The 24,193-nt window shown below is 71.3% G+C and carries 20 protein-coding genes and 1 tRNA gene; 11 read left to right on the forward strand and 10 right to left on the reverse strand.

The features are described from left to right. Window positions 1-172: 172 nt before the first annotated feature. The 5 genes from JOD60_RS07900 (at window position 173) to JOD60_RS07920 (ending at window position 7,799) form a co-directional block, all read left to right on the forward strand. A complete protein-coding gene (locus JOD60_RS07900) occupies window positions 173-1,075 on the forward strand; it encodes a M23 family metallopeptidase (protein WP_076690132.1) in 903 nt (300 codons plus the stop codon). 307 nt (window positions 1,076-1,382) lie between these two features. Next, on the forward strand, window positions 1,383-1,880 hold the full coding sequence (locus JOD60_RS07905) for an HNH endonuclease (RefSeq protein ID WP_076690133.1): 498 nt from the start codon (window positions 1,383-1,385) through the stop codon (window positions 1,878-1,880). Window positions 1,881-1,980: 100 nt separating this feature from the next. Continuing rightward, window positions 1,981-2,688 carry a DnaE2-dependent mutagenesis accessory factor ImuA' gene (imuA', locus tag JOD60_RS07910; RefSeq protein WP_076692115.1) on the forward strand — a complete coding sequence of 236 codons (708 nt, stop codon included), beginning with the start codon at window positions 1,981-1,983 and terminating at the stop codon, window positions 2,686-2,688. A gap of 5 nt (window positions 2,689-2,693) precedes the next feature. Beyond that, complete coding sequence (locus tag JOD60_RS07915) at window positions 2,694-4,274, forward strand: DNA polymerase Y family protein (RefSeq protein WP_076690134.1); 1,581 nt, start codon at window positions 2,694-2,696, stop codon at window positions 4,272-4,274. 39 nt (window positions 4,275-4,313) lie between these two features. Then, window positions 4,314-7,799, forward strand: a complete 3,486-nt coding sequence (locus JOD60_RS07920; protein ID WP_076690135.1) for an error-prone DNA polymerase — start codon at window positions 4,314-4,316, stop codon at window positions 7,797-7,799. On the opposite strand, the gene JOD60_RS07925 is transcribed toward JOD60_RS07920, so the two are convergent. The 6 genes from JOD60_RS07925 to JOD60_RS07950 all read right to left on the reverse strand — a co-directional run bounded on the left by JOD60_RS07925 (window position 7,792) and on the right by JOD60_RS07950 (window position 14,813). Further along, window positions 7,792-8,505 (reverse strand): sirohydrochlorin chelatase, encoded by a 714-nt coding sequence (locus JOD60_RS07925; protein WP_076690136.1) that lies wholly within the window; start codon window positions 8,503-8,505, stop codon window positions 7,792-7,794. The two genes, JOD60_RS07920 and JOD60_RS07925, sit on opposite strands and share 8 nt — an antisense overlap. Further along, entirely contained in the window at window positions 8,502-9,647 is a 1,146-nt protein-coding gene (locus JOD60_RS07930) for a uroporphyrinogen-III synthase (RefSeq protein WP_076690137.1), read from the reverse strand. The genes JOD60_RS07925 and JOD60_RS07930 overlap by 4 nt, the downstream gene beginning before the upstream one ends. Further along, window positions 9,644-10,885, reverse strand: a complete 1,242-nt coding sequence (gene cobA / locus JOD60_RS07935) for a uroporphyrinogen-III C-methyltransferase (RefSeq protein WP_076690138.1) — start codon at window positions 10,883-10,885, stop codon at window positions 9,644-9,646. Before cobA ends, JOD60_RS07930 begins: the two co-directional genes overlap by 4 nt. Continuing rightward, the gene (gene nirD / locus JOD60_RS07940) at window positions 10,882-11,268 is read right to left on the reverse strand and encodes a nitrite reductase small subunit NirD (protein WP_076690139.1); all 387 of its coding nucleotides are present in this window, start codon (window positions 11,266-11,268) and stop codon (window positions 10,882-10,884) included. The genes cobA and nirD overlap by 4 nt, the downstream gene beginning before the upstream one ends. Beyond that, complete coding sequence (gene nirB / locus JOD60_RS07945) at window positions 11,265-13,841, reverse strand: nitrite reductase large subunit NirB (RefSeq protein WP_076692116.1); 2,577 nt, start codon at window positions 13,839-13,841, stop codon at window positions 11,265-11,267. Before nirB ends, nirD begins: the two co-directional genes overlap by 4 nt. 117 nt (window positions 13,842-13,958) lie before the next feature. Next, window positions 13,959-14,813 carry a formate/nitrite transporter family protein gene (locus JOD60_RS07950; protein WP_076690140.1) on the reverse strand — a complete coding sequence of 285 codons (855 nt, stop codon included), beginning with the start codon at window positions 14,811-14,813 and terminating at the stop codon, window positions 13,959-13,961. Window positions 14,814-15,021: 208 nt separating this feature from the next. Here JOD60_RS07950 and JOD60_RS07955 point away from each other — a divergent pair, with 208 nt between their 5' ends. Then, complete coding sequence (locus tag JOD60_RS07955; protein WP_076690141.1) at window positions 15,022-15,978, forward strand: NAD(P)-dependent alcohol dehydrogenase; 957 nt, start codon at window positions 15,022-15,024, stop codon at window positions 15,976-15,978. Between the two features lie 9 nt (window positions 15,979-15,987). On the opposite strand, the gene JOD60_RS07960 is transcribed toward JOD60_RS07955, so the two are convergent. Beyond that, window positions 15,988-16,758, reverse strand: a complete 771-nt coding sequence (locus tag JOD60_RS07960; RefSeq protein ID WP_076690142.1) for an IclR family transcriptional regulator — start codon at window positions 16,756-16,758, stop codon at window positions 15,988-15,990. A gap of 114 nt (window positions 16,759-16,872) precedes the next feature. Between JOD60_RS07960 and JOD60_RS07965 the strand changes: the two genes are divergently transcribed. Continuing rightward, a complete protein-coding gene (locus JOD60_RS07965; protein ID WP_076692117.1) occupies window positions 16,873-17,439 on the forward strand; it encodes a DJ-1/PfpI family protein in 567 nt (188 codons plus the stop codon). Window positions 17,440-17,510: 71 nt separating this feature from the next. Here the strand turns inward: JOD60_RS07965 and JOD60_RS07970 are convergent, their stop codons facing one another. Next, a complete protein-coding gene (locus JOD60_RS07970; protein ID WP_076690143.1) occupies window positions 17,511-17,792 on the reverse strand; it encodes a HesB/IscA family protein in 282 nt (93 codons plus the stop codon). Window positions 17,793-17,952: 160 nt separating this feature from the next. On the opposite strand from JOD60_RS07970, the gene poxB reads away from it, so the two are divergent. The 3 genes from poxB (at window position 17,953) to JOD60_RS07985 (ending at window position 21,924) form a co-directional block, all read left to right on the forward strand. Continuing rightward, a complete protein-coding gene (gene poxB / locus JOD60_RS07975) occupies window positions 17,953-19,683 on the forward strand; it encodes a ubiquinone-dependent pyruvate dehydrogenase (protein WP_076690144.1) in 1,731 nt (576 codons plus the stop codon). Window positions 19,684-19,744: 61 nt separating this feature from the next. Continuing rightward, window positions 19,745-19,816, forward strand: a tRNA-Arg gene (locus JOD60_RS07980). Between the two features lie 590 nt (window positions 19,817-20,406). Further along, entirely contained in the window at window positions 20,407-21,924 is a 1,518-nt protein-coding gene (locus JOD60_RS07985) for an IS1634 family transposase (protein ID WP_076689818.1), read from the forward strand. Window positions 21,925-22,155: 231 nt separating this feature from the next. Here JOD60_RS07985 and JOD60_RS17190 read toward each other — a convergent pair whose 3' ends face one another. Then, window positions 22,156-22,293 carry a hypothetical protein gene (locus JOD60_RS17190; protein WP_198159142.1) on the reverse strand — a complete coding sequence of 46 codons (138 nt, stop codon included), beginning with the start codon at window positions 22,291-22,293 and terminating at the stop codon, window positions 22,156-22,158. A 62-nt stretch (window positions 22,294-22,355) separates the two neighbouring features. Between JOD60_RS17190 and JOD60_RS07995 the strand changes: the two genes are divergently transcribed. Further along, complete coding sequence (locus JOD60_RS07995) at window positions 22,356-22,745, forward strand: hypothetical protein (protein WP_076690145.1); 390 nt, start codon at window positions 22,356-22,358, stop codon at window positions 22,743-22,745. Window positions 22,746-22,787: 42 nt separating this feature from the next. On the opposite strand, the gene JOD60_RS08000 is transcribed toward JOD60_RS07995, so the two are convergent. Then, window positions 22,788-24,188, reverse strand: coding sequence for a hypothetical protein (locus JOD60_RS08000; protein ID WP_157127895.1), 1,401 nt, complete (start codon window positions 24,186-24,188; stop codon window positions 22,788-22,790). Window positions 24,189-24,193 lie beyond the last annotated feature (5 nt).

A 24,193-nucleotide genomic window follows, 5' to 3' on the forward strand; every position in this document is an offset into this window, starting at 1 on the left:
CCGGTAGCCTCGAAAAGTCCAACGGCGAGAAGCCCGCCACGGATCTCCGCACGAATTGCCTCATCGGTTCGTCGTTCGCGCGGTGAAGCCCGTACATCTGTGCCCCGACACCGAGTGCCGACGAACCAGCATCCTTCCCCTGGGGGAGGGCGGCGGAGGCGCCGGAGGACCATTGGCTGAACAGTTCGATTCGCCGCAGGAGACACCCGAGTCCGAAGCGACGACACCCGATCAGCGCCGTGCGCGACGCGTCCCGATCGCTCGACGTCTGACGACGTCGACCGCTCCCGCAGCATCCACCCCCGCGAAGACCACGCCCCGTCGCCTGCGCGGCGGCGCGCACCCGGTGCGCAGCTTCGTGACCGTCGCGGCCGTCGCCGGCCTCGTCGCCACCGTCGCGATCCCCGCTTTCGCCGCGACCGGCGGCAACACGGCAGAAGCCGCCGTCACGACGGTGCAGCAGGTCGCCGCCAAGAACGCGCAGTCGCTCGTCGTCGCCTCCGAGGCGACCCCGGCCGCCCTCGCCCGCGGCAGCTACTCCGCGACCACGCCCGAGGAGATCCAGGCCAAGAAGGACGAGGAAGCGGCCAAGGCCGCCGCCGCGGCCCGCATCGCCGCGGCCGCCTCGACCGCGTCGGCCGCGTCGGCCGCCTACAGCGGCGCCATCGCGCAGTCGATCGCGCCGGCCGGCTCCGTCGTGCGTCCGCTCACGTCGTTCACGAGCTTCGGCACCCCGTATGCCGGCCATAAGGGCACCGACTACATGGCACCCCTCGGCACGCCGCTGTACGCGATCGCCGACGGCGTCGTCGTGGAGTCGACCGAGAACGGTCCTGGCTGGGGCGTCTACGTGAAGATCGCCCACAACATCGGCGGCAACACGGTCACCTCGCTCTACGCGCACATGATGTACGGCAGCCGCCGCGTCACGGTCGGCCAGACCGTCTCGGCCGGTCAGCTCATCGGCCAGGTTAGCGACACCGGTCGCGCCTACGGCACGCACCTGCACCTGGAGATCTACGTCAACGGGTCGTGGGTCAACTCGGAGAGCTGGCTCGTCGCCAACGCGGGCTGAGCGCGCGACACGCGGCATCCGTTCACCTGCTTTTCGCCTTCCCGCTCTCGCGCTGTATTAGCCTGAACCCGACGCTCGCAGAGCCGAGGGGGAGCCGATGGACGCAGCACCTCGCATTCGAACCGTGAATGCGCTCGGTCGCTATGTGCTTCGGCATCGTGTGCACGACTGCCGCGACTTCTGTCGTGGCATCAGGGCGCTGTCTTTATGACAGCGCCTTTTTTCGTGCCTGCGCCGCCTCGTCCGCGTGAGCTCGCACACACCGGAGCGCCGTTGAAGCCATCACGGCCGGTCGAGAGGAAGTCGCATGCGCACCCTGGTACTGAACGCGGGATATGAGCCGCTGGCCGTCGTCTCGTTCAAGCGGGCACTCGTGCTCGTGATGAACGAGAAGGCCACCGTGATCGAACGGATCGAGGAGAATCCCGTCTGGGGGATCGGCGGCTCGCGCGATCGACCGGCGGTGATCGTGCTGACCCGGTACGTGCGGGTGCCCGGCGCCCGGCGCGTGCCAGTGACCCGGCGTGGCGTGCTGCGGCGAGACGGGCATCGATGCGGCTACTGCGGCAAGGCGGCGACGACCATCGACCACGTGCTGCCGCGTTCGCGCGGCGGCGTCGACTCGTGGGAGAACCTCGTGGCGTGCTGCCTGCGCTGCAACAACCTGAAGGGCGACCGCACACCGCAGGAGATGGGGTGGGAGCTGCGCTGGCTGCCGCAGCCGCCGCGCGGAGCGCAGTGGACGGTGCGGGGCACCGAGCGGAGCGAGCCGGCCTGGGAGCCCTACCTGTCGCTCGCCGCCTGAGACCCGCGCGCGGGTCCGTGTCGGAACCCGTGATTATCTTCGACCTCGACGGATTGAGGTGTTAGAACAAATGTTCTAGCCTGTCGAGGTGAGGTCGATCGTGGGGAACGCTGCTGTCGCGGATGCCGCGGGCACCGTCCGTGCGCTGCGGGCGCAGCTGGAGCGCATGCAGGGCCGACGTCTGGACACCCCCGTGCTGCCGGTTCCTCCCGCGCTGGCGGCGCTGCTGCCCGGCGGCGGCCTGCGCCCCGGCGCCTCGTACTCGCTGGGCCGCTCGACCTCGCTGCTGTTCGCGCTGCTGGCGCGCCCCTCGCGCGAGGGCTCGTGGTGCGCCGCGATCGGCATGCCGCACCTGGGCGCTGAGGCGGCCCGCGCGGCGGGCGTCGACCTCGAGCGCCTCGTACTGGTGCCCGAGCCGGGGGAGCGGTGGCTCACCGTGACCGCGACGGTGGCCGATGTGCTGCCGGTCGTGGCGGTGCGTCCGCCGGCGCGGGCGAAGGATGCCGACATCGCGCGGCTCGCGGCGCGCATGCGCGAACGCGAGGCGGTGCTGCTGGTGCAGGGACCGTGGCCGCAGACCGAGGCGATGATCGACGTCGGCGATCCGTCGTGGTCGGGTCTCGGCGACGGCTACGGGCTGCTGGAGGGGCGGGAGCTGACGGTGACCGTGACGAGCCGGCGGTTCCCGATGCCGCGGTCCGGGCGCGTGCTGCTCCCCGACGCGCAGGGCGGACTGGCCGCGGGGCAGGCCCCGGCATCCGTCCCCGCCGCGGCGAGGGAGAGCGCACCTCTCCGGGCGGTGGGGTGAGGAAGATGGGAGCGAACACCGCCGAGGCCGCGCCGCGGAGCATCGTGGTGTGGGTGCCGGACTGGCCGATCGTGGCACTCACGCGTGACGGCGACGATCCGCTCGACGCCGCGCAGCCGATCGCCGTCTTCCACAAGGGCGTCGTCGTGGCCTGCTCGGCCGCTGCCCGTGCCGAGGGGGTGCGCCGGGGGCAGCGGCGCCGCGACGCGCAGGCACGGTGCCCGCAGGTGACGGTCGTGGAGGCCGATCCGGTGCGCGACCACCGGGCGTTCGCGCCGCTGATCGCCCAGATCGAGGAGCAGGCGCCGGGGGTGCAGCTGCTGCAGCCGGGCCTGTGCGCGCTACGCGCGCGGGGACCGGCGCGCTACTTCGGCGGCGAGGCGGCGGCGGCCACGGTGCTCGCCGGGGCGGTGCAGGCGACGGGGGTCGCGGAGGTGCGGGTGGGCATCGCCGACGGCACGTTCACGGCGGAGCAGGCCGCCCGGTCGGGCACCCGGCCCGGCGATCCGGTGCGGATCGTGCCGGCGGGGCAGGCGGCGGCGTTCCTCGCGCCGCTGCCAGTCACGGTGCTCGACGAAGAGCTCGCGCCGCTGTTCGCCCGGCTCGGGGTGCAGACCCTGGGCGAGGTCGCCGCCCTCGGCGCGGATCGGCTCGGCGAGCGGTTCGGCGCGCGCGGCGCGCGCCTGCACGCGCTCGCGGCCGGGTGCGACCCCCGGCTCGTGGCGCCGCGCACGCCGCCGCCGGAGCTGCACCGCGAGGCGGTGTTCGAGCCGCCGGTCGAGATCGCCGACCAGATCGCGTTCGGGGTGCGTGTGCCGGCCGAGGAGTTCGTCGCGCGCCTCGGGCAGGCCGGGCTCGTCTGCACCGAGCTGCGGGTCGTGCTCACCGGCGAGAACGGCGACCGCAGCGACCGGGTATGGCTGCACCCCGGCGCGTTCGACGCGGCCGCGATCGTCGACCGGGTGCGCTGGCAGCTGGCCGAGCAGGAGCAGACCGGGCGACAGGGAACCGGAGGTCTGCGCAGCGCCGTGGTGCGGGTGCGGATCGAGCCGGAGGCGGTGGATGCCGCCGCCCACCACACCGCGCGGCTGTTCGGCTCCGGCCCCGAAGAGCGCGTGCACCGCGCCCTCTCGCGCGTGCAGGCGATGCTCGGCCACCAGGCGGTGCTCACTCCCGAGATCGGCGGGGGCCGGTGGCTCGCCGAGCGCCAGCGGCTCGTGCCCTGGGGAGATCGGGGGGACGGTCGGGCGGCGAGTGTCGACCGGCCCTGGCCCGGGAGCCTTCCGGGTCCGTTGCCGGCGACGGTGTTCCGTGCCGGCATGCCGGTGGCCGTGCTCGACGCCGACGACGACATGGTCGCCGTCGACGGTCGCGGCGCGCTGACCGCGGACCCCGCCGTGCTGGAGGTCGCCGGGCGACGCCGCGGCATCCGCACCTGGGCCGGTCCCTGGCCGGTGATCGAGCGCGGGTGGGATCCGGCGCGGGCGCGGCGGGCGCACCGGTTCCAGATGGTCGACGACGCGCAGGCGGCCTGGCTGCTGGTGTGCGAAGAGGGCGGCTGGCAGGCCGAGGGTATCTATGACTGATTGCGACTTCCGGTCCCTGAGCTTGTCGAAGGGCGACTGATGGGCTTCAACAATCCCTCGGTGACCTGGGCCGAGATGGCGCGGCTGCTCGACGCCCCGAGCCCGGCGGGCACGCCCGGCGCCCCGGATGCGCCGCGAAAGCCCGGCGCCCGAGCCCTCGGCGGACCCCGCGAGCCGGACGGCGGCGACGGGCCGGCGTTCTCGCGCAAACGGGGATCGTATGCGCCGCCCGCGATCGAGCGTCCCGCGGATGCCGTGCCGTACGCCGAGCTGCACGCGCACTCGTCCTTCTCCTTCCTCGATGGCGCGTCGGCGCCGGCGGAGCTTGCGGAGGAGGCGGAGCGCCTCGGCCTGCACGCCCTCGCGATCACCGATCACGACGGGTTCTACGGCATCGCCCGGTTCGCCGAAGCCGCCGAGCACCTGCAGGTGGCCACCGTGTTCGGGGCGGAGCTGTCGCTGGGCCTGCCCGCCGTGCAGAGCGGCGTCGCCGACCCCGCCGGCTCCCACCTGCTCGTGCTCGCCCGCGGCGAGGAGGGGTATCACCGGCTCGCCGCGGCGATCACCCACGCCCAGCTGGCCGGGGGCGAGAAAGGCCGGCCGCGCTACGACCTGGACGAGCTGGCGGAGCGGGCGGACGGGCACTGGGCGATCCTCACCGGATGCCGGAAGGGCACCGTCCGGCAGGCGCTGGCGGCCGGGGGTGCGGGCGCGGCGGCATCCGAGCTCGACCTGCTCATCTCGCGCTTCGGGCCTGACGCCGTCAACGTCGAGCTCATCGACCACGGCAATCCGACCGACACCCGCGACAACGACGTCCTCGCGGCGCTCGCCGCCGAGCGGGGACTGCCGGTGCTCGCGACGAACAACGTGCACTACGACGTGCCTGAGCGGGTGCACCTGGCGGCGGCGATCGCGGCGGTGCGGGCGAATCGGGGGCTCGACGAGCTCGACGGCTGGCTGCCGTCGCACGCGAGCGCGCATCTGCGCTCCGGCGCCGAGATGACCCGGCGGTTCCGGCGCTACCCGGGGGCGATCGCGCGCACCGTGACGCTCGCCGACGAGCTGGCCTTCCCGCTGCGGCGCGCGAAGCCCGCGCTGCCGAAGCTGCCCGTGCCGGAGGGGCACACGCCGATGTCGTGGCTGCGCGAGCTCGTGTGGGGTGCCGTCCCGCGGAAGTACCCCGACCTCAGCGCCGAGGACCGGGCGCGCATCGAACGGGAGCTCGATGTGATCGCGCAGAAGGACTTTCCGGGGTACTTCCTCATCGTGCACGGCATCGTCGCCGAGGCGCGGCGCCGCGGCATCCTGTGTCAGGGGCGGGGGTCGGCGGCCAACAGCGCCGTCTGCTATCTGCTGGACATCACGGCGATCGATTCGATCTTCTACCGGCTGCCGTTCGAGCGGTTCCTCTCGGCGATGCGGGAGGAGGAGCCCGACATCGACGTCGACTTCGACTCCGACCGGCGCGAGGAGATCATCCAGTGGGTGTTCGACACGTACGGGCGCGAGCGGGCGGCGCAGGTCGCGAACGTGATCCAGTACCGGCCGAAGAACGCGGTGCGCGACATGGCGAAGGCGCTCGGGCATTCGCCGGGGCAGCAGGATGCCTGGTCGAAGCAGGTGGACCGGTGGGACGGGGTGTACGAGGCGCACGATCACGACATCCCCGATCGGGTGCTGGCCTACGCCGGCGAGCTGCTGAAGGCGCCGCGGCACCTCGGCATCCACTCCGGTGGGATGGTGCTCACCGAGCGGCCGGTCGGCGAGGTCGTGCCGATCGAGCACGCGCGGATGGACAAGCGCACCGTCATCCAGTGGGACAAGGACGACGCGGCGTGGATGGGGCTCGTGAAGTTCGATCTGCTCGGCCTCGGGATGCTCGCCGCCTTGCAGTACTGCTTCGACCTCATCGCGGAGGCGACGGGGGAGCACTGGAGCCTCGACGCGATCCCGAAAGAGGAGGCGGCGGTCTACGACATGCTGTGCCGGGCCGATTCGATCGGGGTGTTCCAGGTGGAGTCGCGGGCGCAGATGGGGCTCCTGCCGCGCCTGCAGCCGCGGCGGTTCTACGACCTCGTGATCGAGATCGCGCTGATCCGCCCGGGGCCGATCCAGGGCGGTGCGGTGCACCCGTACGTGCGGCGCAAGCTCGGGAAGGAGAAGGTGACGTATGCGCATCCGAAGCTGAAGCCGGTGCTGGAGCGCACCCTCGGCATCCCGGTCTTCCAGGAGCAGCTCATGCAGATGGGGATGGCCGTGGGGGATCTGTCGGGGGAGGATGCCGACGTGCTGCGCCGGGCGATGGGCTCCAAGCGCGGCATCGAGCGGATCGAGTCGGTGAAGGCGAAGCTGTACGCCGGGATGGCGCGCAACGGCCTGGTCGGTGAGGCGGCCGACGACATCTACGCGAAGATCCAGGCGTTCGCGAACTTCGGCTTCGCCGAGAGTCACTCGCTGTCGTTCGGGCTGCTCGTGTACGCGTCGTCGTGGCTGAAGCTGCACTATCCGGCGGCGTTCCTCGCGGCGCTCCTGCGCGCGCAGCCGATGGGGTTCTACTCGCCCGCGACGCTCACCGGCGACGCCCGGCGGCACGGGGTGCGAGTGCTGCGCCCCGACATCCACCTCTCGGGGGCGGATGCCGGGCTGGAACCCCTCCGGGACCCCACCCCGGTCGCCCCGCGAGCGAGCGCAGCGAGCGAGACGAAACGCGGTGACCCGACCGGAATGCCCTCCTGCACCGAGCGCCACCAGCCGCCCGTCGGGGAGTTCCGGCCCGACGCGCCGGACGAGTCGGCCGCGCACCGCCGCGACGGCAACGTCGCCGTGCGGCTGGGGCTTGCCGCCGTCACCGGGGTGGGCAAGCCGCTGGCCGAGCGGATCGTCGCGGCGCGCGAGGCGGAGGGGCCGTTCCGGGACCTCCGCGATCTCGTCCGCCGCACGAAGGCGACGGCGGCGCAGGTCGAGGCGCTCGCGACGGCCGGGGCGTTCGAGGGGATGGGCGTCAGCCGCCGGGAGGGGATCTGGCTGGCGGGTGATGCGGCGCAGGACCTGCCGGAGTTCCTCCCCGGGACGCTCGTGGCGGTGCAGCCGCCGCTGTTCGCCGACCAGTCCAGTTACGACGTGCTGGCGGCGGACCTGTGGGCGACGGGGATCTCCACGGACGACCACCCGATGACCCACTACCGGGCACCGCTGGATGCCCGCGGGGTGCTCAGCTCGCGCGAACTGCGCACCCACGAGACCGGCCGGCGAGTCGAGGTCGCGGGTCTGGTCACGCACCGGCAGCGGCCGGCCACGGCATCCGGGATCACGTTCGTGAACCTGGAGGACGAGCACGGGCTCGTGAACGTGATCTGTTCGAAGGGGGTGTGGGACCGCTACCGGCGGGTGCTGCGCGATTCGCCGGCGCTCATCGCCCGTGGGATGCTGGAGCGTTCGCCGGAGGGGGTGACGAACCTCGTCGCCGACGGGTTCGAGGACCTGCGGGTGGGGGTGCAGCACCGCTCGCGGGACTTCAGATGACGGCCGGCTCCAGCGTGCGCAGGGCGGCGAGGCAGCGTTCGGCCGCGATCTCGGCGATGCGCGGATCGGGGGCGAGCGGCAGCGTGACCAGATCGCCGCCGCCGCGCGCGATGACGCGGGCGAAGTGTCCCGGGGCGAGCACATAGCTCGCGATCGCGACGCGGCGCCGCGCGCCGTCCGAGCCCGCTCCGGAGCCTGCGGCACGGACGGCGTCCGCGATGCGGATGCCCGCGCCGGCGGCGAAGCCGGTCGTGACGGGACCGTCCAGGCGGCGGGCGAGCATCGCGGCCATCTGCTGCACATCGACCGCCGCGGCGGGGTCGCTCGAGCCGGCCGCCGCGAGGACCACGGCGTCGCCGGGGCGCACGCCCGCCGCCGTCAGGCGGTCGTGCAGCACGTCGGCGAGCAGCTCGTGGGGACCCAGGGCCGGTGCCGCGCTCGCGCGCCCCGGGTGCTTCGCCACGGCCCGCGCGATGTCGACGTTCGTGTGGAAGCCCGTCGACAGCAGCAGGGGCACGACGACGACCGGGCCGTCGCCGACGCAGCGGTCCACGACCTCGTCGACCGCGGGATCCTGCACGTCGACGAACGCCTCCTCCACCCGGATCCCGGGCAGCAGGCCCCGGATCTGGTCGATGAGCGTGCGGACGGCGGCGCGGCCGGTCGCGTCGGCCGTGCCGTGCGAGCAGGCGATCAGGGTCGTCATCGTGGTTCCTCCGTTCCGGCGGGCTCGAGCCGGTAGCCGCGCTTGACGACCGTCCGGATGATGCCCGGGGCATCCAGCGCCTCGCGCACGCGCGCGATGGCGACATCCACGGCGTGTGCGCTCTCGCCCGAGCGCGGCAGCGCGCTGCACAGGGTCGCTCGCGACACGACGCCGCCGTCCGCGGCGATCAGCGCGCCGAGCAGCGCGATGCCCGAACGCGAGAGGGCGATGAAGCGTCCGTCGAGCACCGCGCCGCCGCTGCGCAGCTCGAGCCGGCCGGCGATCGTGTCGACGGCGGGGGCGTGGCCGCCGCCGAAGTGGGTGACGACCGCACGGACGAGCGACCCGAGCCGACCGCGCTCCGCCACGAGCGGGGTGAAGCCGGCGGTGCGCAGCGGTCCGGCCGTGATCGGGCCCACGGCGGCCATGAGAAGCCGTCTCGTCGCGGCGGCGGCCAGAAGAGCATCGCGGACCTCGGCCCGATCGGCGGCCGCGAGCCACTCCGCAGCGCCCGGGGCGGAGGTGAACAGCACGGCGTCGACCTCGCCTTGCGCGGCGGCGAGCACCGATCGCGTCACGGATGCCGGGTCGGCAGGTGGTCCCCAGCGGTAGACGGTCAGGCTGACGACGTCGGCACCGGCATCCGAGAACAGCTCATCCAGGCCGTCCGCACCCGAACCGTGATGCTGCACGGCGACGCGCCGGCCCGAGACGCCCTCGGCGAGGAGGAAGGCGCCGAGCTCGGCCGACGTCTCCGACTCCGCGACCCAGTCCGCGATGAGCCCCGCCTGCTGGATCGCGCCGCGCGCCTTCGGCCCGCGGGCGACGATCTGCGCCCGTCCGAGCGAGGCGAGCAGTCCGTCGAGCAGTCCCGCCTCTTCCGCCGTCTCCATCCAGCCGCGAAACCCGACGCCGGTGGTGACGACCACGATGTCGGGCGCCGTGCGCACGAGCGCACGCGTCGCGTCGAGGAGCGCCTCGTCGTCGATGTGCGGCACGATGCTGAGCGCCGGCGCTCGGCGCACCTGCGCGCCGTGACGCTCCAGCGCGGCCGCCAGCTCGGAGGAGCGGCGGTCGACGGCGATGACGATCGAGCAGCCCTCGAGGGCCGCCGACAGTCCGGCGCGTGCGGGAGCGGTCACCGTCTCGCCTCACCGATCCTCTCGCCGGCGCTCGCCCCGAGGAGCAGATCGGCGCGGGTCACGTCGCCGATGACGATGACGGCGGGGTTGCGGACGCCCGCGGCGGCGGCCCGCTGCGCCACCGTCGCGAGGGTCGCGCGCGTCGTGCGCTGCGCCGGGGTGTGCCCGCTCTCGACGATCGCGACGGGGCGGTCGCCGTCGGCGCCGGCCGCGAGCGCTGCCGCCGCGAGCCGGGGGAGCGCTGCGACCCCCATGAGGACGACGGTCGTCATCGCCTCATCGACCAGAGCGGCGAGCGTCGTCGGCGTGATCTCGGCCTGGCCGTTGACGACGTGCACGCCCGCCGAGACGCCGCGGTGGGTGACCGGGATGCCGGCGGCTTGCGGTACGGCGATCGCGCTCGTGATGCCCGGCACGACCTCGACGGCGATGCCGGCGGCCAGGCACGCCGCGAGCTCCTCGCCCCCGCGCCCGAAGACGAACGGGTCGCCGCCCTTCAGACGCACGACGCGCTTGCCGCGGCGCGCGTGAGTGATCAGCAGCTCGTTGATCTGCTCCTGCGGCACGGGGTGGTGCCCGGGGCGCTTGCCGACGTCGATGATCTCAACGTCGGGGTCGAGGACGGCGGGCAGCTCGTCCGCCGGCCCCAGCCGGTCAGCGATGACGACATCGGCCTCGGCGAGCAGGCGGCGCCCGCGCACGGTCATGAGGTCGATGGGCCCCGGGCCGCCGCCGACGAGGTCGACGCGTCCCGTGCGCGTCGCGCGGCGCCGACGCAGCGGCAGGGTGCCCTCACGCAGGAGGGCCGCGACGGCGTCGCGCAGGCGCGCGGCGCGGCCGGGGTCCACCCCGGTGTCGGACGCCACCCCGACCACGATGTCGCCCGATCGGGTCTCGGCGGTGAGCCGCGCGCTGCCGTGGGCGCCGTCGGACGTGTTGACGCAGAGGATGCGGCGGGCATCGCACCACTGCGTGACCTCGGCATCCGTGCGCCGGTCGCCGGTCGCGGCGTGCACGAGCCACGCGCCGTCGAGATCGTCCTCCCGCACGCGGCGCGGCGTCCAGGCGACCCGCCCGCTCGCGACCAGCTCGGCCACGGCGGAACTCACCGCGGGCGCGACGACGGTCACGAGCGCGCCGTCGGCGAGCAGGCGCGGCAGCCGGCGCGCGGCGACCGCGCCCCCGCCGGCGAAGAGCACGGCCCGCCCCGCGAACGAGACTCCGAGCATCGTGGTCATGATCCGCCCTCCCACTTGATCAGTACGCGGCCGGCGCCGTCGACCGACACCGGCCAGCGCTGCAGCGTGCGCGCATCCTTGCCCTGCGTGTCCAGGCACAGGCCGGTGCGCAGATCGAAGACCTGCTTGAACATGGGCGAGGCGACGGTCGGGATTCCCTCCCGCGTGCCGACGATGCCCCGCGACATCACCGCCGCGCCGCTGTACGGGTCGACGTTCGACACCGCGTGGACGCGGCCGTCGTGCAGCAGGAAGAGGGCCAGCTGGGCCTTGCCGATCAGGGCGGCGCGCCCGCGCTCGACTTCCAGATCCGCGATGTCGCACACGTCCAGCCAGGCCGCGCGCGTGGCGGTGGCCGCGGCATCCGTCATCGCCAGCGTCATCGTCGCACCTCCAGCACCGTCCCGGCGATGAGCACGCCGCCGCCTTGCCGTTCCTCCTCCGTCGCGGGGCGCGGCTGACCGCGCTCGACGGTGTAGGCGAGGGACGGATCGGGGGTGTCCGGCGCGTTGACGAACGACGCGAACCGGTGGAGCTTCTCGGGATCGTCGAGCGTGGCCTTCCACTCGTCCTCGTAGCCGTCGAGGTGGCGCGCGACGGCGGCGTCGAGGTCGCCGCAGATGCCGAGACTGTCGTCGAAGATCACGGCGCGCAGGCCCTCGATGCCGCCTTCGAGGTCTTCGAACCACGGGGCGGTGCGCTGCAGTCGGTCGGCGGTGAAGATGTAGTACATCAGGAACCGGTCGATCGCGGTGATGAGGGCGTCGTCGTCGAGCGATTCGGCCAGCAGCACCGCGTGCCGGGGAGTGAACCCGCCGTTGCCGCCGACGTACAGGTTCCAGCCGGTCTCGGTCGCGATGACGCCGACGTCCTTGCCGCGGGCCTCGGCGCACTCTCGCGCGCAGCCGGACACGCCGAGCTTGATCTTGTGCGGCGAGCGGAGCCCGCGGTAGCGCAGCTCGAGCCGCACCGCCATGCCGACGGCATCCTGCACGCCGTACCGGCACCACGTCGACCCGACGCAGGACTTCACCGTGCGCAGCGACTTGCCGTAGGCGTGGCCCGACTCGAAGCCCTCGTCGACGAGCCGCTTCCAGATGGCCGGCAGCTGCTCGAGCCGCGCGCCGAACATGTCGATGCGCTGCCCGCCGGTGATCTTCGTGTACAGCCCGAAGTCCTGCGCGACCTGACCGATCACCAGCAGTCCGTGCGGGGTGATCTCGCCGCCGGGGATGCGCGGGACGACCGAGTAGCTGCCGTCCTTCTGCATGTTGGCCATGACGTGGTCGTTCGTGTCCTGCAGCGTCGCGTTCTCGCCGTCGAGCACGTGGGTGCCGGTGAGGGTCGACAGGATGCTGGCCAGCACCGGCTTGCAGATGTCGCACCCGCGCCCCGTGCCGAACCGCTCGATGACGCCGCTGAAGGTGGACAGGCCCGACACGCGCACCGCGTCGAAGAGCTGGCGGCGCGACAGGGCGAAGTGCTCGCAGAGCGCGGTGCTCAGCGTCGCGCCGGTCTTCGCGAGCTCGGTGCCCACGATCTTCTTGATCGTCATGACGCACGAGCCACACGCGGCGCCGGCCTTCGTGCACGCCTTGACGGCTGCGACGTCGCCGCATCCCTCCTCGTGCACGGCGTGGCGGATCGCTCCCGCCGTCACGCTGTTGCACGAGCAGACGAGGGCCGCATCGGGCAGCTCGGCCTTCGGCGCGGCGGCGTTCTCGGGCAGCAGGTAGCCGGCGGGGTCGCCGCCCAGCGCGCCGCCGACGAGCGGGCGGAGGGAGCCGTACGCGGACGCGTCGCCGACGAGGATGCCGCCGAGCAGCGTCTTCGCGTCGTCCGAGAGCACGAGCTTCTTGTAGACGCCCGCGATCGGGTCGGCGTAGACGACGTCGAGCGCGCCGGGGGTCTGCGCGAACGCGTCGCCGAAGCTCGCGACGTCGACGCCCGACAGCTTCAGCTTGGTCGACAGGTCGAACCCCGGGAACTCCGCCTCGCCGCCGAGGAGACCCGTGGCGGCGACTTCGGCCATCGCATAGCCGGGGGCGACGAGCCCGACGGCCTGCCCCTCGAAGCTCGCGACCTCGCCGACCGCGAGGATGCGGCGGTCGGAGGTGCGGCACGCGGCGTCGATGACGACGCCGCCGCGCGGATCGACCTGGAGCTCGGCGTGGCGCGCCAGCTCGTCGCGCGGGCGCACCCCGACGGTGAACACGACGACGTCGGTGCGGGCGTAACTGCCGTCGCGGAACTCGAGCCCGGTGACCCGACCTGCGGCATCCGGATCGAGCCGGGTGGTGATCGCGCCGGTGCGCACGCCGATCCCCCGTGCCTCGATGAGGCGGCGCAGCGCATCGCCGGCGGGCTGGTCGAGTTGCGCCGACATGAGCCGGTCGGAGGACTGGACCACCGTGCAGTCGACGTCGAGGCCGTGCAGTGCGCCCGCGGCCTCGAGCCCGAGCAGGCCGCCACCGATGACGGTGCCGACGAGCGGGCGGCCGAGCTCGGCGGAGCGCCGCGCCACGAAGTCGCGAAGCGCGGCGACGTCATCGAGCGTGCGGTAGACGAAGCATCCCTCGAGGTCGAAGCCGTCGACGGCGAGCCGCGCGGCGTACGATCCCGTGGCGAGCACGAGCCGGTCGTAGCCGACCGATCGGCCGGAGCGGGTGACGACGCGACGCGCGGCGCGGTCGAGGCGGACGACCGGGTCGTCGCCGAGGAACTCGACGCGCTCGTCTTCCGTGACGCTGCGTGCGAGGGTCAGGTCGTCGGCGCTCGCGCCGGCGAAGAACGAGGTGAGCGCGACCCGGTCGTAGGGGAGGCGTCGCTCCTCGCCGATGAGGGTGACGCGCCACGCGTCGCCGGAGCGGCTGAGCAGGCTCTCGACGAAGCGATGGGCGACCATTCCCGCCCCGACCACCACGACGTGCGCGGTGGTGGGGCGGGTGGAGCTCATGTCGTCACGGTACGCGGGCGCTGTTTCGGCGGCGTCAGCGCCATGTTTCCGGTTCTTGACGTGGGGAGCCATGGTCTCTCCGGTCTCGTGCGGGGGTGTGGTGGGCGTCTTCTGGGCTCAGGCGGCGGGCGCCGTGGCAGGGGCGACGTCGGCCGCGGCCGGGGCGGGCGTGCGCCGCGACGATCCACGGGCGTAGGTGAGGTAGAGCGGGATGGCCGTGAAGACGAGCCCGCCGACGAGGTTGCCGACCACGGTCGGGATCTCGTTCCAGACGAGGTAGTCCATGATCGTGAAGTCGCCGCCGAGCATGAGGCCCGAGGGGAAGAGGAACATGTTGACGATGGAGTGCTCGAAGCCCATGTAGAAGAAGAGCATGATCGGCATCCACATCGCGATGATCTTGCCGATGACGTCCTTCGAGACGCACGCGAGGACGACGCCGGTGGAGACCATCCAGTTGCACAGCACGGCGCGGACGAAGAGGGTCAGCATGCCGGCGAAGCCGTGCTCGGCGTAGCCGACCGTGCGGCCCTCGCCGATGTGGCCGATGGCTTCACCGACGGCGTTCGGCGCGTCGGAGAACCCGAACGTGACGACGATGGCCATGAGCACCGCGACGGTGATCGCGCCGATGAGGTTGCCGACGAAGACGAGCCCCCAGTTGCGCAGGATGCCGCCGATGGTGACGCCGGGGCGCTTGTCGAGCCAGGCGAGGGGAGCGAGCACGAACACTCCGGTGAGCAGGTCGTAGCCGAGGAGGTACAGCATGATGAAGCCGACCGGGAACAGCAGCGCGCCGAGCAGCGGCATGCCGGTGTTGACGGTCACCGTGACGGCGAACGCCGCGGCGAGGGTGAGCAGCGCCCCGCCGAGGATCGAGCGGATGATGGTGTCGCGTGCCGAGAGCATCACCTTCGCCGCACCGGCGTCGATGATGGTGGAGACGAGTTCTGCGGGCTTGACGTAGGTCATGTGAAGCGCCTTCCGTGACGGGAGCGCGGCCTCGCGGGCCGATGCCCCGACGCTAGGGCGGCGATGTTTCGCCGGTCGTGCCGCGGATGTGACGGCGCGTAACCGTTTGCTCTCACGGCGCGTTCGCCGTTTGTGAGAAGGAGCGCCGCACCCGTTCCGGGGCACCCTGCGACATCCGCCGTTCCGGCGCATCCGCCACACTGGGGTCATGCGCGCTCTCGTCTACGACCGGTACGGCGGCGTCGAGCGCCTCTCGCTCACCGAGATGCCGCGCCCGCAGCCCGGCCCGGGCGACGTGCTCGTCGAGGTCGTCGCGACCTCGCTCAACCTCAGCGACTGGGAGGGGCTGCGGGGGTCCCCGGCGTACGCGCGGATCGGCGGGCTGTTCCGCCCGGGCCGGCCGGTGCTCGGCTCGGACATCGCCGGTCGGGTCGTCGCGGTCGGCCCGGGGGTGGAGCGCTGGAGCCCGGGCGACGAGGTCTTCGGCGACAACCTGATGCGCAAGGGCGGGCTCGCCGAGTATGCGGTGGTGCCCGAGTCGGCGCTCGCGCGCAAGCCCGCGGCGCTGAGCTTCGAGGTGGCCTCGACGATCCCGCAGTCGGGCGCGATCGCCGAGCAGGCGGTCGCCTTGGCCGCACCCGGGACGCGGATGCTGCTGAACGGCGCGGGCGGCGGGTCGGGATCGTTCGCCCTCCAGCTCGCTGCGGCCGCCGGCATCCGTCTCACCGCCGTCGACAACGCCGCCAAGCTCGACCTCATGCGCTCCCTCGGCGCCGAAAGGGTGCTCGACTACCGCGTCGACGACTTCACGCGGCACGGGCCGTACGACCTCATCGTCGATCTCGTCGCGCGCCGCTCGGTGTTCGCGTACCGGCGGGCGCTCGCGCCGGGCGGTCGGTGCCTCATCGTCGGGGGCACCGTGCGGACGCTCCTGCGGATGCTGACCGTCGGTGCGCTCGCGGGCGCGCTCACCGGCCGCAGGCTGGGGGTCATGGCGGTGCGGCAGGGGCCTGAGCACTTCCTGCCGCTCGCCGAGCGGGTCGCCCGGGGAGAGGTGCGCGCCGTGATCGACTGGGTCTGCCCCCTCGCGCAGGCGCCGCAGGCCTTCGCCGCGCTCGGCGCCGGCCAGGCGCAGGGCAAGATCGTGATCCGGGTGGCGGACTGACCGGCGGCGTCAGGAGAGGCTGCTCGACACGTGCCAGGCGGCGCGGCGCACGGTCCGCTCCAGATCGTGCGCGCGCGAGCGGAAGTCGTCACTGCTGGTCGAGACCGACACCGCGCCGACGGTGCGACCGCTGCGGGCGCGGACGGGCGCAGCGATGCAGGCGAGGTGCGGCATGTACTCGTCCACCTCGATCGCGATCTGCAGGGCGCGCACCTCGTCGAGCTGGGCGAGCAGCATCCGCTCGTCGGTGATCGAGTGCCGCGTGAGGGCGGCGGCGCCGCTGCGCTCCAGGTAGCGGCGCACGCCGTCGTCGTCACGGGCGGCGAGCATGAGCTTGCCGAACGCGGTCGCGTGCGCGGCCTCCGCGAAACCCACGTGCAGCTGGCCGATGCGGGGGAAGGCCGGCGAGTCGGCGGCGTGGGCGACGGCGATGTCGTCGCCGCGGAACACCGTGAGGTACGCGGAGGCGCGCGCCGTGTCGCGCAGCTGCGACAGGAGCGTCCGCACCTCGGGCGTCGCGACGAGCTGCGAGCGGACGGCGCGGCCGAGTCCGTCGACGGCGCGGCCGAGCACGTAGCGCGCGTCGGCGCTGCGGGCGAGGTAGTCGCGGGCGACGAGGGTGCCGAGCAGCCGGTACGCGGTCGCGGTCGACAGGTCGAGGCGGTGGGCGACGTCGGCGGCGGTGAGGCCGTGCGGGGCGGCGGCGATCTCGTCGAGGATGCGCAGCACACGATCGGCAGAACGGATGCCGCTGTCGCGCGCCACGGCATCGTCGCCCATGCCGTCAGTGTAGGCCCGCGCCGATTCGCACAGGATGAGAATCGACGTCGCGGCATCCGGAGTGCGCCGCGCAGGATGCTGTCACCGAACACCGACGTTCCGAAAGGACAGGCCATGGCCGACAGAATCCTCATCATCACCGGCGACGCCGCCGAGACGCTCGAAGTCTTCTACCCCTATCACCGGCTGCAGGAGGCTGGCTACGAGGTGCACATCGGCGCTCCCGAGAAGCGCGCGCTGCAGTTCGTCGTGCACGACTTCGTCGACGGCTTCGACACGTACACCGAGAAGCCCGGGCACCGCTGGAACGCGGATGTCGCGCTCGCCGACGTCGACCCGGCGGACTACGTCGCGATCGTCGTGCCGGGCGGACGCGCCCCGGAGTACCTCCGCAACAACGCCGACGCGCAGCGCATCGTGCGGCACTTCTTCGACCGGCAGGCGCCGGTCGCCGCGACCTGTCACGGCCCGCTGCTGCTCGCGGCGTCGGGGGTGCTCGCCGGGCGCACGTCGTCGGCGTACCCCGAGCTGGCGATCGACGTCACGACCGCCGGCGGGGTCTTCGAGGACGGCGGCGGCGTCGTCGACGGCAACCTCGTCACGGCGCGGGCGTGGCCCGACAACGGCACGTGGATGAAGGCGTTCCTCGAGGTGCTGGAGGGTGCGAAAGTCTCCGCCTGAGGCGGGCAGGACGATGCCCCGGAGCGGATCGCTCCGGGGCATCGTCGTGTAGGGTCAGCGCCGCTGTGGGGTCAGCGTCGCTGTGCGAGGGCGAAGCCGACGCCGCCGTTCTCGTCGACGCGGGCGTCGAGCACGCGGTCGTCGAGCTGGACGGTGGCGGCGGGGTCGACGTAGACGCGGGCGCCGTCGTTCTCGACGACGGTGTCGCCGCGCTCGGGTCCGTCGGCGAGGCTCAGCGCATAGCCGGCCTGGGGGTCGGCTGCCTCGCTGATGCGCAGGCCCCCGGTGTCGGCGGGGAGGTTCGCGGCGAGGTCCTTGACCGCGGTGGTGGCGTTCTCGGTGAGTGTGAGCATGGGGCTCTCCTTCCGTGGATTGCGGACCGGCCACGATTCCGAGAATCGGGCTCGATCGCAACCGGGGACACACCTTGCGGTGCCACTTACACCGAATACGGAGGTTCGGCGCGCGTCAATCCCGTGGCGCGCGTCGACCGTGCGGCGTAGCGTCGAGGGCATGGCGAACGTTGCGGATTTCTTCATCGACACTCTCAAGCGGGCTGGAATCGATCGGATCTGGGGGCTGGCGGGCGATTCGCTCAACGCCCTCACCGACGCGCTGCGCCGCGACGGCCGCATCGAGTGGCTGCACATGCGCCATGAGGAGGCCGCCGCGTTCGCCGCCGGAGCCGACGCCGAGCTGACCGGCGACCTGGCCGTCGTGGCCGGGTCGTGCGGACCGGGCAACCTGCACTTCATCAACGGGCTGTTCGACGCGAACCGCAACCGGGTGCCGGTGCTGGCGATCGCCTCGCACATCCCGTCGGCGGAGATCGGCAGCAACTACTTCCAGGAGACGCACCCGCAGGAGCTGTTCCGGGAGTGCAGCGTGTACTGCGAGCTGATCAGCGACCCGTCGCAGCTGCCGTGGGTGCTGGAGTTCGCCCTCCGTGCCGCGGTGGAAAAGCGTGGAGTGGCCGTCGTGGTGGTCCCCGGTGACGTGTTCTTCAAGGAGGCTCCGGCGCGTCGGCCCTCCGCTCCGATCCGCCAGACGGTCAGCCACGTGCTGCCGGGGGAGGGCGAGCTGCGGGCGGCGGCCGATGTGCTCAACGGCGCGAAGAAGGTCACGATCCTCGCCGGATCCGGTGTCGCGGGGGCGCACGACGAGGTCATCGCGCTCGCCGAGGCGCTGCAGGCGCCGATCGTGCACGCGCTGCGCGGCAAGGAGCACATCGAGAAGGACAACCCGTACGACGTCGGCATGACGGGGCTGCTCGGGTTCGCGTCGGGGTATCGCGCGATGGAGCAGGCCGACGCCCTGCTGATGCTCGGCACCGACTTCCCGTACCGGCAGTTCTACCCGGAGAAGGCGAAGATCGTTCAGGTCGACATCCGCGGCGAGCAGCTCGGTCGCCGCACCCCGATCGACGTCGGACTGGTCGGCGGGGTGAAGGAGACCGCCGTGGCGCTGCGTCCGCTGATCTCCGGCGATCGGTCCTCGAAGCATCTCGATGACAGCGTCAAGCACTACCGGAAGACGCGCAAGCAGCTGGATGACTTGGCCGTCGACGACGGCAAGGAGCCGATCCACCCGCAGTACGTCGCGCGCCTTCTCGATGAGCTGGCGGCGTCGGATGCCGTGTTCACGGCCGATGTCGGCAGCCCGGTGATCTGGGCGTCGCGCTACCTGTCGATGCACGGGGACCGGCGCCTGCTCGGCTCGTTCGCGCACGGATCGATGGCGAACGCCATGCCGCAGGCGCTCGGGGCGCAGGCGGCGGACCGGTCGCGTCAGGTGATCGCGCTCGCCGGCGACGGGGGACTCGCGATGCTGATGGGCGACCTTCTGTCGATCAAGCAGAACAAGCTGCCGATCAAGATCGTCGTGTTCAACAACTCGTCGCTGAACTTCGTCGAGCTGGAGATGAAGGCCGCCGGGATCGTGAACTTCGCGACGGACCTGGAGAACCCGAACTTCGCCGCCGTCGCCGAGTCGCTCGGCATCACCGGCATCCGGGTGGAGAAGGGCGCCGATCTACGCGGGGCCGTCGAGACGATGGTCGCGTCGGACGGCCCGGTGCTGCTGGACGTGGTTACCGCGCGCGAGGAGCTGTCGATGCCCCCGGCGATCACGATCGCGCAGGCGAAGGGCTTCACGGTGTGGGCGCTGCGCACCGTGTTGTCCGGTCGCGGCGACGAGCTGCTGGATCTCGCCGACACCAATCTGTGGCGACGGATGTTCGACTGATCTCGGTGCCGTCCGCGGCGTCGCTCCGAAGCGACGCCGCGGATAGGATTGAGGACAGCCAGCCTCTGTAGCTCAGTGGAAGAGCCACTGCGTCCTAAGCAGCGGGTCGGGGGTTCGAATCCCTCCAGGGGCACCGTCGTTTTCAGCTTTTGACCGGGTATTTCTTGCGTGGCCGCCGTGTCCGGTCGTTGAGCGAGCAGAGCCCCGGTGGTTGGGCGAGCGTGCGCCCCCGGTCGTGCGGGAGCGTGCGCCCCCGGTCATTGAGCCAGGTGCGCCCCGCGGTCGTTGAGCGAGGAGGGCGCGCCCCCGGTCATTGAGCCAGGTGCGCCCCGCGGTCGTCGAGCGAGGAGGGCGCGCCCCCGGTCGTTGAGCGAGGAGCGCAGCGACGAGACGAAACGTCGCAATCGAGCAAGTCCGGCCTCCCCGCGGACGGCGGTAGCTGTCGGTGGGCGCGCCGGCAGCGCCACGAGAGGTGGCGTCGTGGAGTCGCACCGGAACGGAATCCACATTGTCATCGAAGAGGTCGGCGTAGGTGTCGAGCGTCATCGCAGCCGACGCGTGGCCGAGCGTCCGCTGCGCGTCATTCACGTTGGCGCCGGAACGGATCGCCTGGATCGTGTCACCGTCGGGTGATTTCGCGGGTTGAGGATCGTTGAGGCTTGATTTTCCGGGGGTGTTGGTGCCTCGTGCGGGGCACTAACGGCGTCGATCTAGACTCGCTCGGTGGGGTGGTTCGTGCGGAAGGTGCGCACCGCGTCGGGTGCGACGGCGGTGCAGATCGCGTCGAAGACCCGTGGTGTGCGGACGATCGTGGAGCACCTCGGCTCCGCGCACGACGATGAGCAGCTCGCGGTGCTGGTCGCGATCGCGCGGGAGCGGATCGCGGAGCTGGCCGGGCATGTCCCGTTCGATCTGGACGGGCTGGGCGCGACGCCGCCGGCCACGACCGCGCCGACGGTGACCGGGTCGAGGTCCAGGTTGTTGTGGGATGTCCTCGAGGACGCCTACGCCCGTCTCGGGTTCGACGCGGTCGGCAACGACACATTCAAGAAGCTGGTCCTGGCCCGCGTCGTCGAGCCGACCAGCAAGGCGGACACGCTGCGGGTGTGGGACGAGCTCGGTGTCCCGGGTGCGCCGTCGCTGTCGACCGTGTGGCGGACCCTCGCCCGCAGCGTTGAGCAGGACTGGCGGTCGAAGATCGCCGCCGCAGCCTACGCGCATGCGACCCGATCTGGCCCGCTCACCGTCGTGCTCTACGACGTCACCACCCTCTACTTCGAGGCGGAGCGTGAAGACAAGCTCCGCAAGGTCGGGATGAGCAAAGAGCGCCGCGTCGACCCGCAGATCCTCGTCGGCCTCCTCGTGGACCAGGGCGGGTTCCCCCTCGAAGTCCACGAGTTCGCGGGCAACAGGGGCGAGACTCTCACCCTGCTGCCCGTCCTCGACCAGTTCCGCGAACGTCACTCCGCGACCGAGGTCGTGGTCGTCGCGGACGCCGGCATGCTGTCCGCAGCGAACCTGAACCGGCTGGAGGACGCCGGGTTCGGTTTCATCGTCGGCTCCCGCACCTCCTCCGCGCCATACGATCTCGCCGAGCACTACGCGACCGTCGGGAACATCGTCACCGATGGGGAGACGGTCGAGACCACCCGAACCATGGGTGCGGGTGTGAACGCGCGGGAGCGGCGAGTGGTGTGGCAGTACTCCCACAAGCGGAAGATCCGCGACAACATCACGTTGAACAAGCAGATCGAACGCGCCGAGCAGATCGCTGCCGGCACCCGCCCGGCGAAGAAGGACCGGTTCGTCACCCTCGGCACCAAGCCCGGCGTGAACTGGGCAAGAGTCGAGAAGGCCCGCGAATACATCGGCCTCAAGGGGTACGTCACCAACCTCAGCACCGCGACGGCTTCCGCTGCAGAGATCGTGGCGGCCTACCATGACCTGTTCCAGGTCGAGGCGACGTTCCGGATGGCAAAGACCGACCTGCGGGCGAGGCCGATGTTCGCGTCGACCGCGGACTCGATCCACGCGCACCTCACCGTCGTGTTCTGCGCTCTCGCGATCAGCCGGCACCTCTACAAGACCACCGGCGTGACGGTCCGCCGTATCGTCCGCGCGCTGCGCCCGCTGCGTGACGTCACGATCACCATCGACGGACACGAACTCACCGCGACCACCCCGCCAACGGGGGAAGCCGCCGACATCATCGCCGCACTCCGGCCGGGCGTGGGGCACTAAACTGACACGATCCAGGGTTGAGCGAGGAGCGCAGCGACGAGACGAAACGTCGCAATCGAGCAAGTCCGGCCTCCCCGCGGACGGCGGTAGCTGTCGGTGGGCGCGCCGGCAGCGCCACGAGAGGTGGCGTCGTGGAGTCGCACCGGAACGGAATCCACATTGTCATCGAAGAGGTCGGCGTAGGTGTCGAGCGTCATCGCAGCCGACGCGTGGCCGAGCGTCCGCTGCGCGTCATTCACGTTGGCGCCGGAACGGATCGCGGGTGATGTGACGGAGGTTGTGCGGCTTGAGCCGGGGGATGGACGGACCCGTCGCCTGCGCGCGCTTCACCGCCTTCGCGAGCCACCCCTGACTGTCGGAGTTGCGCATGTGCTGGATGAGGAAGTGTCGAAGTCCGAAAGCGAACGCACTATGGCTGCCAGAATGGGTGCATGGATGAGTGCATGCACCTTATGGATCCCGCGACTTGCGCGCTCTGCAGCCCGATAGCGGACTCCGGGATTTCGCGCTCGGGCTCGTATGGCTCCCACGGCGGCGAGACGAAGCAGGACGTGCTCGATGACATCACCCGCATGCTGAGCCTTCCCAGACAGACGGTCTCGGTCGGCTCCAGCCTCCCCAGCGACGTGTTTATTGCAGCCGCGCGTCGCGTGGGAGTAGGCATCGGATCCATGCCCGAGATATGCGAGGCGATCGTGAGGAAGGCGGGGCACTACTACTCCGCCTCATATGACTCACGCGGATCCATCTCGGGCGGCGGTTCGACGGTCACGCTCGAAGGGATCCAGGCAATGAGGTCGGCGTTGCGAGCGCTGTTGTAGCGGTGCCTGGCCAGCCCTGACTCTCAGGTCGGAAGGAAGCCGCTACCAGCTTCGACCAGCAACGTGCACGCTGCGGCGGGCTGGGACAAGCTTCATACTGAATTTGTCTGGACGAGAGGCGCCGGATTGCTGTCGTCCCTGGATGACCGGCTTGAGTGCACCCGCGAGAATTGCAGCGTCGAGCGCAGGTGTGTTGGCGATCCAGAACGCCTCGATGGTTATCGGGATGAAGGCTGCCTTGCGGGTTCTGGACTTCCCGCTCAGGCTCGGTGTCGGTGTCTTGCCCTTGAACGTGTCATGCCAAATCTTGAATGCTCCGTCCTCGTCCATCACGCCTCGCCCGCTCAAGATCAGGAAGCCCAGTCCCTGGTCATCTACGCACGCCCGTACGGCGTCGACATCGTTGAGGAGGACCTGGTCAGCATCCTTCGGTCGCGAAGTCGAGTTCGAGAGTGGAAGATGCTGCTCAGCCGTATGAGACTTCAGATCCCACACATGGTTCAGCGCATAGTCGAAGATTGTGTTCGCGTACTTCACGCGTGGCGGAAACGGGTTCGGACGGAACGCGCGATTAAGAATTTCCCGTCCACGAAACTCGAAGTAGAACCCTGGCCACTCCATTTGATTCTCTTGGCGAGTGCCCTCGTCGCGGAGCCACGCTGTGGCTTTGCGGCCATCCCACGGTTCGGCATGCGCCTGGTGGAGTTTCTGCCAAAGCGCATCGACCAGTGCCGCACCCTCGGCCTGGGGAGTTAGCCCGGCGGCGTATTCACTACCAAGTTTGCCGAGCATGCGTTCTGCGCCCGCCAGAAGTACGTTTAATCCAGATAGGCGAATTGTTTCGCCCGTCGAGATGTACTCGTCTCCCCAAGGGACCGAGAGTTCTCCTGCTATCGCAGCACCGAGCTGAGTCTTGGATAGGCCGCTCCGGTCCAGATGAGGCAGCAACTTGGTGGCAAGATTCTCAAGTACGCTCTTGTGTTCTTTGCTGCCCGGGCCGAGCCACTCCGGTCCGGAACCAGTCAGCGACGAGATTCGCGTGACGGCTTCGATCTTCGACACGGCAGGTTGGAAGGCTTCCCACTCTTCGCCGTCCAGCTTCGGACCGGAATTGGCCGCGGCTTCCTTGAGCGATCCTTCCTGATACGCAATCGATGCGCCGTAGAGCAGCGCATTGACACCCTCCAACGTGAGCATTGTCCTGTCGACAAACTCAGTTGGCTCCCACGGAACCCCCAGCACCTCGGCGAGCGCGGCGCCGAGGTGCGCATTAGTGCTGACCGTTGGGATGTCGACCTCGAGGGCATCGCGAAGGGCGAGCAGAGCCCTCTTCTCACCGCGCGTGCGCTCGGGAGTTGCGCCGGTGAGCGCGCCGATACGAGAGACGGCCTCGGACAGCGTTCCAGCGGGAATGAAGTCAAGGTCGTACAGCTGTTGGGACATGGGCC

The organism is Microbacterium aurum, assembly GCF_016907815.1.
In the GTDB taxonomy this organism is placed as follows: Bacteria; Actinomycetota; Actinomycetes; order Actinomycetales; family Microbacteriaceae; genus Microbacterium; species Microbacterium aurum.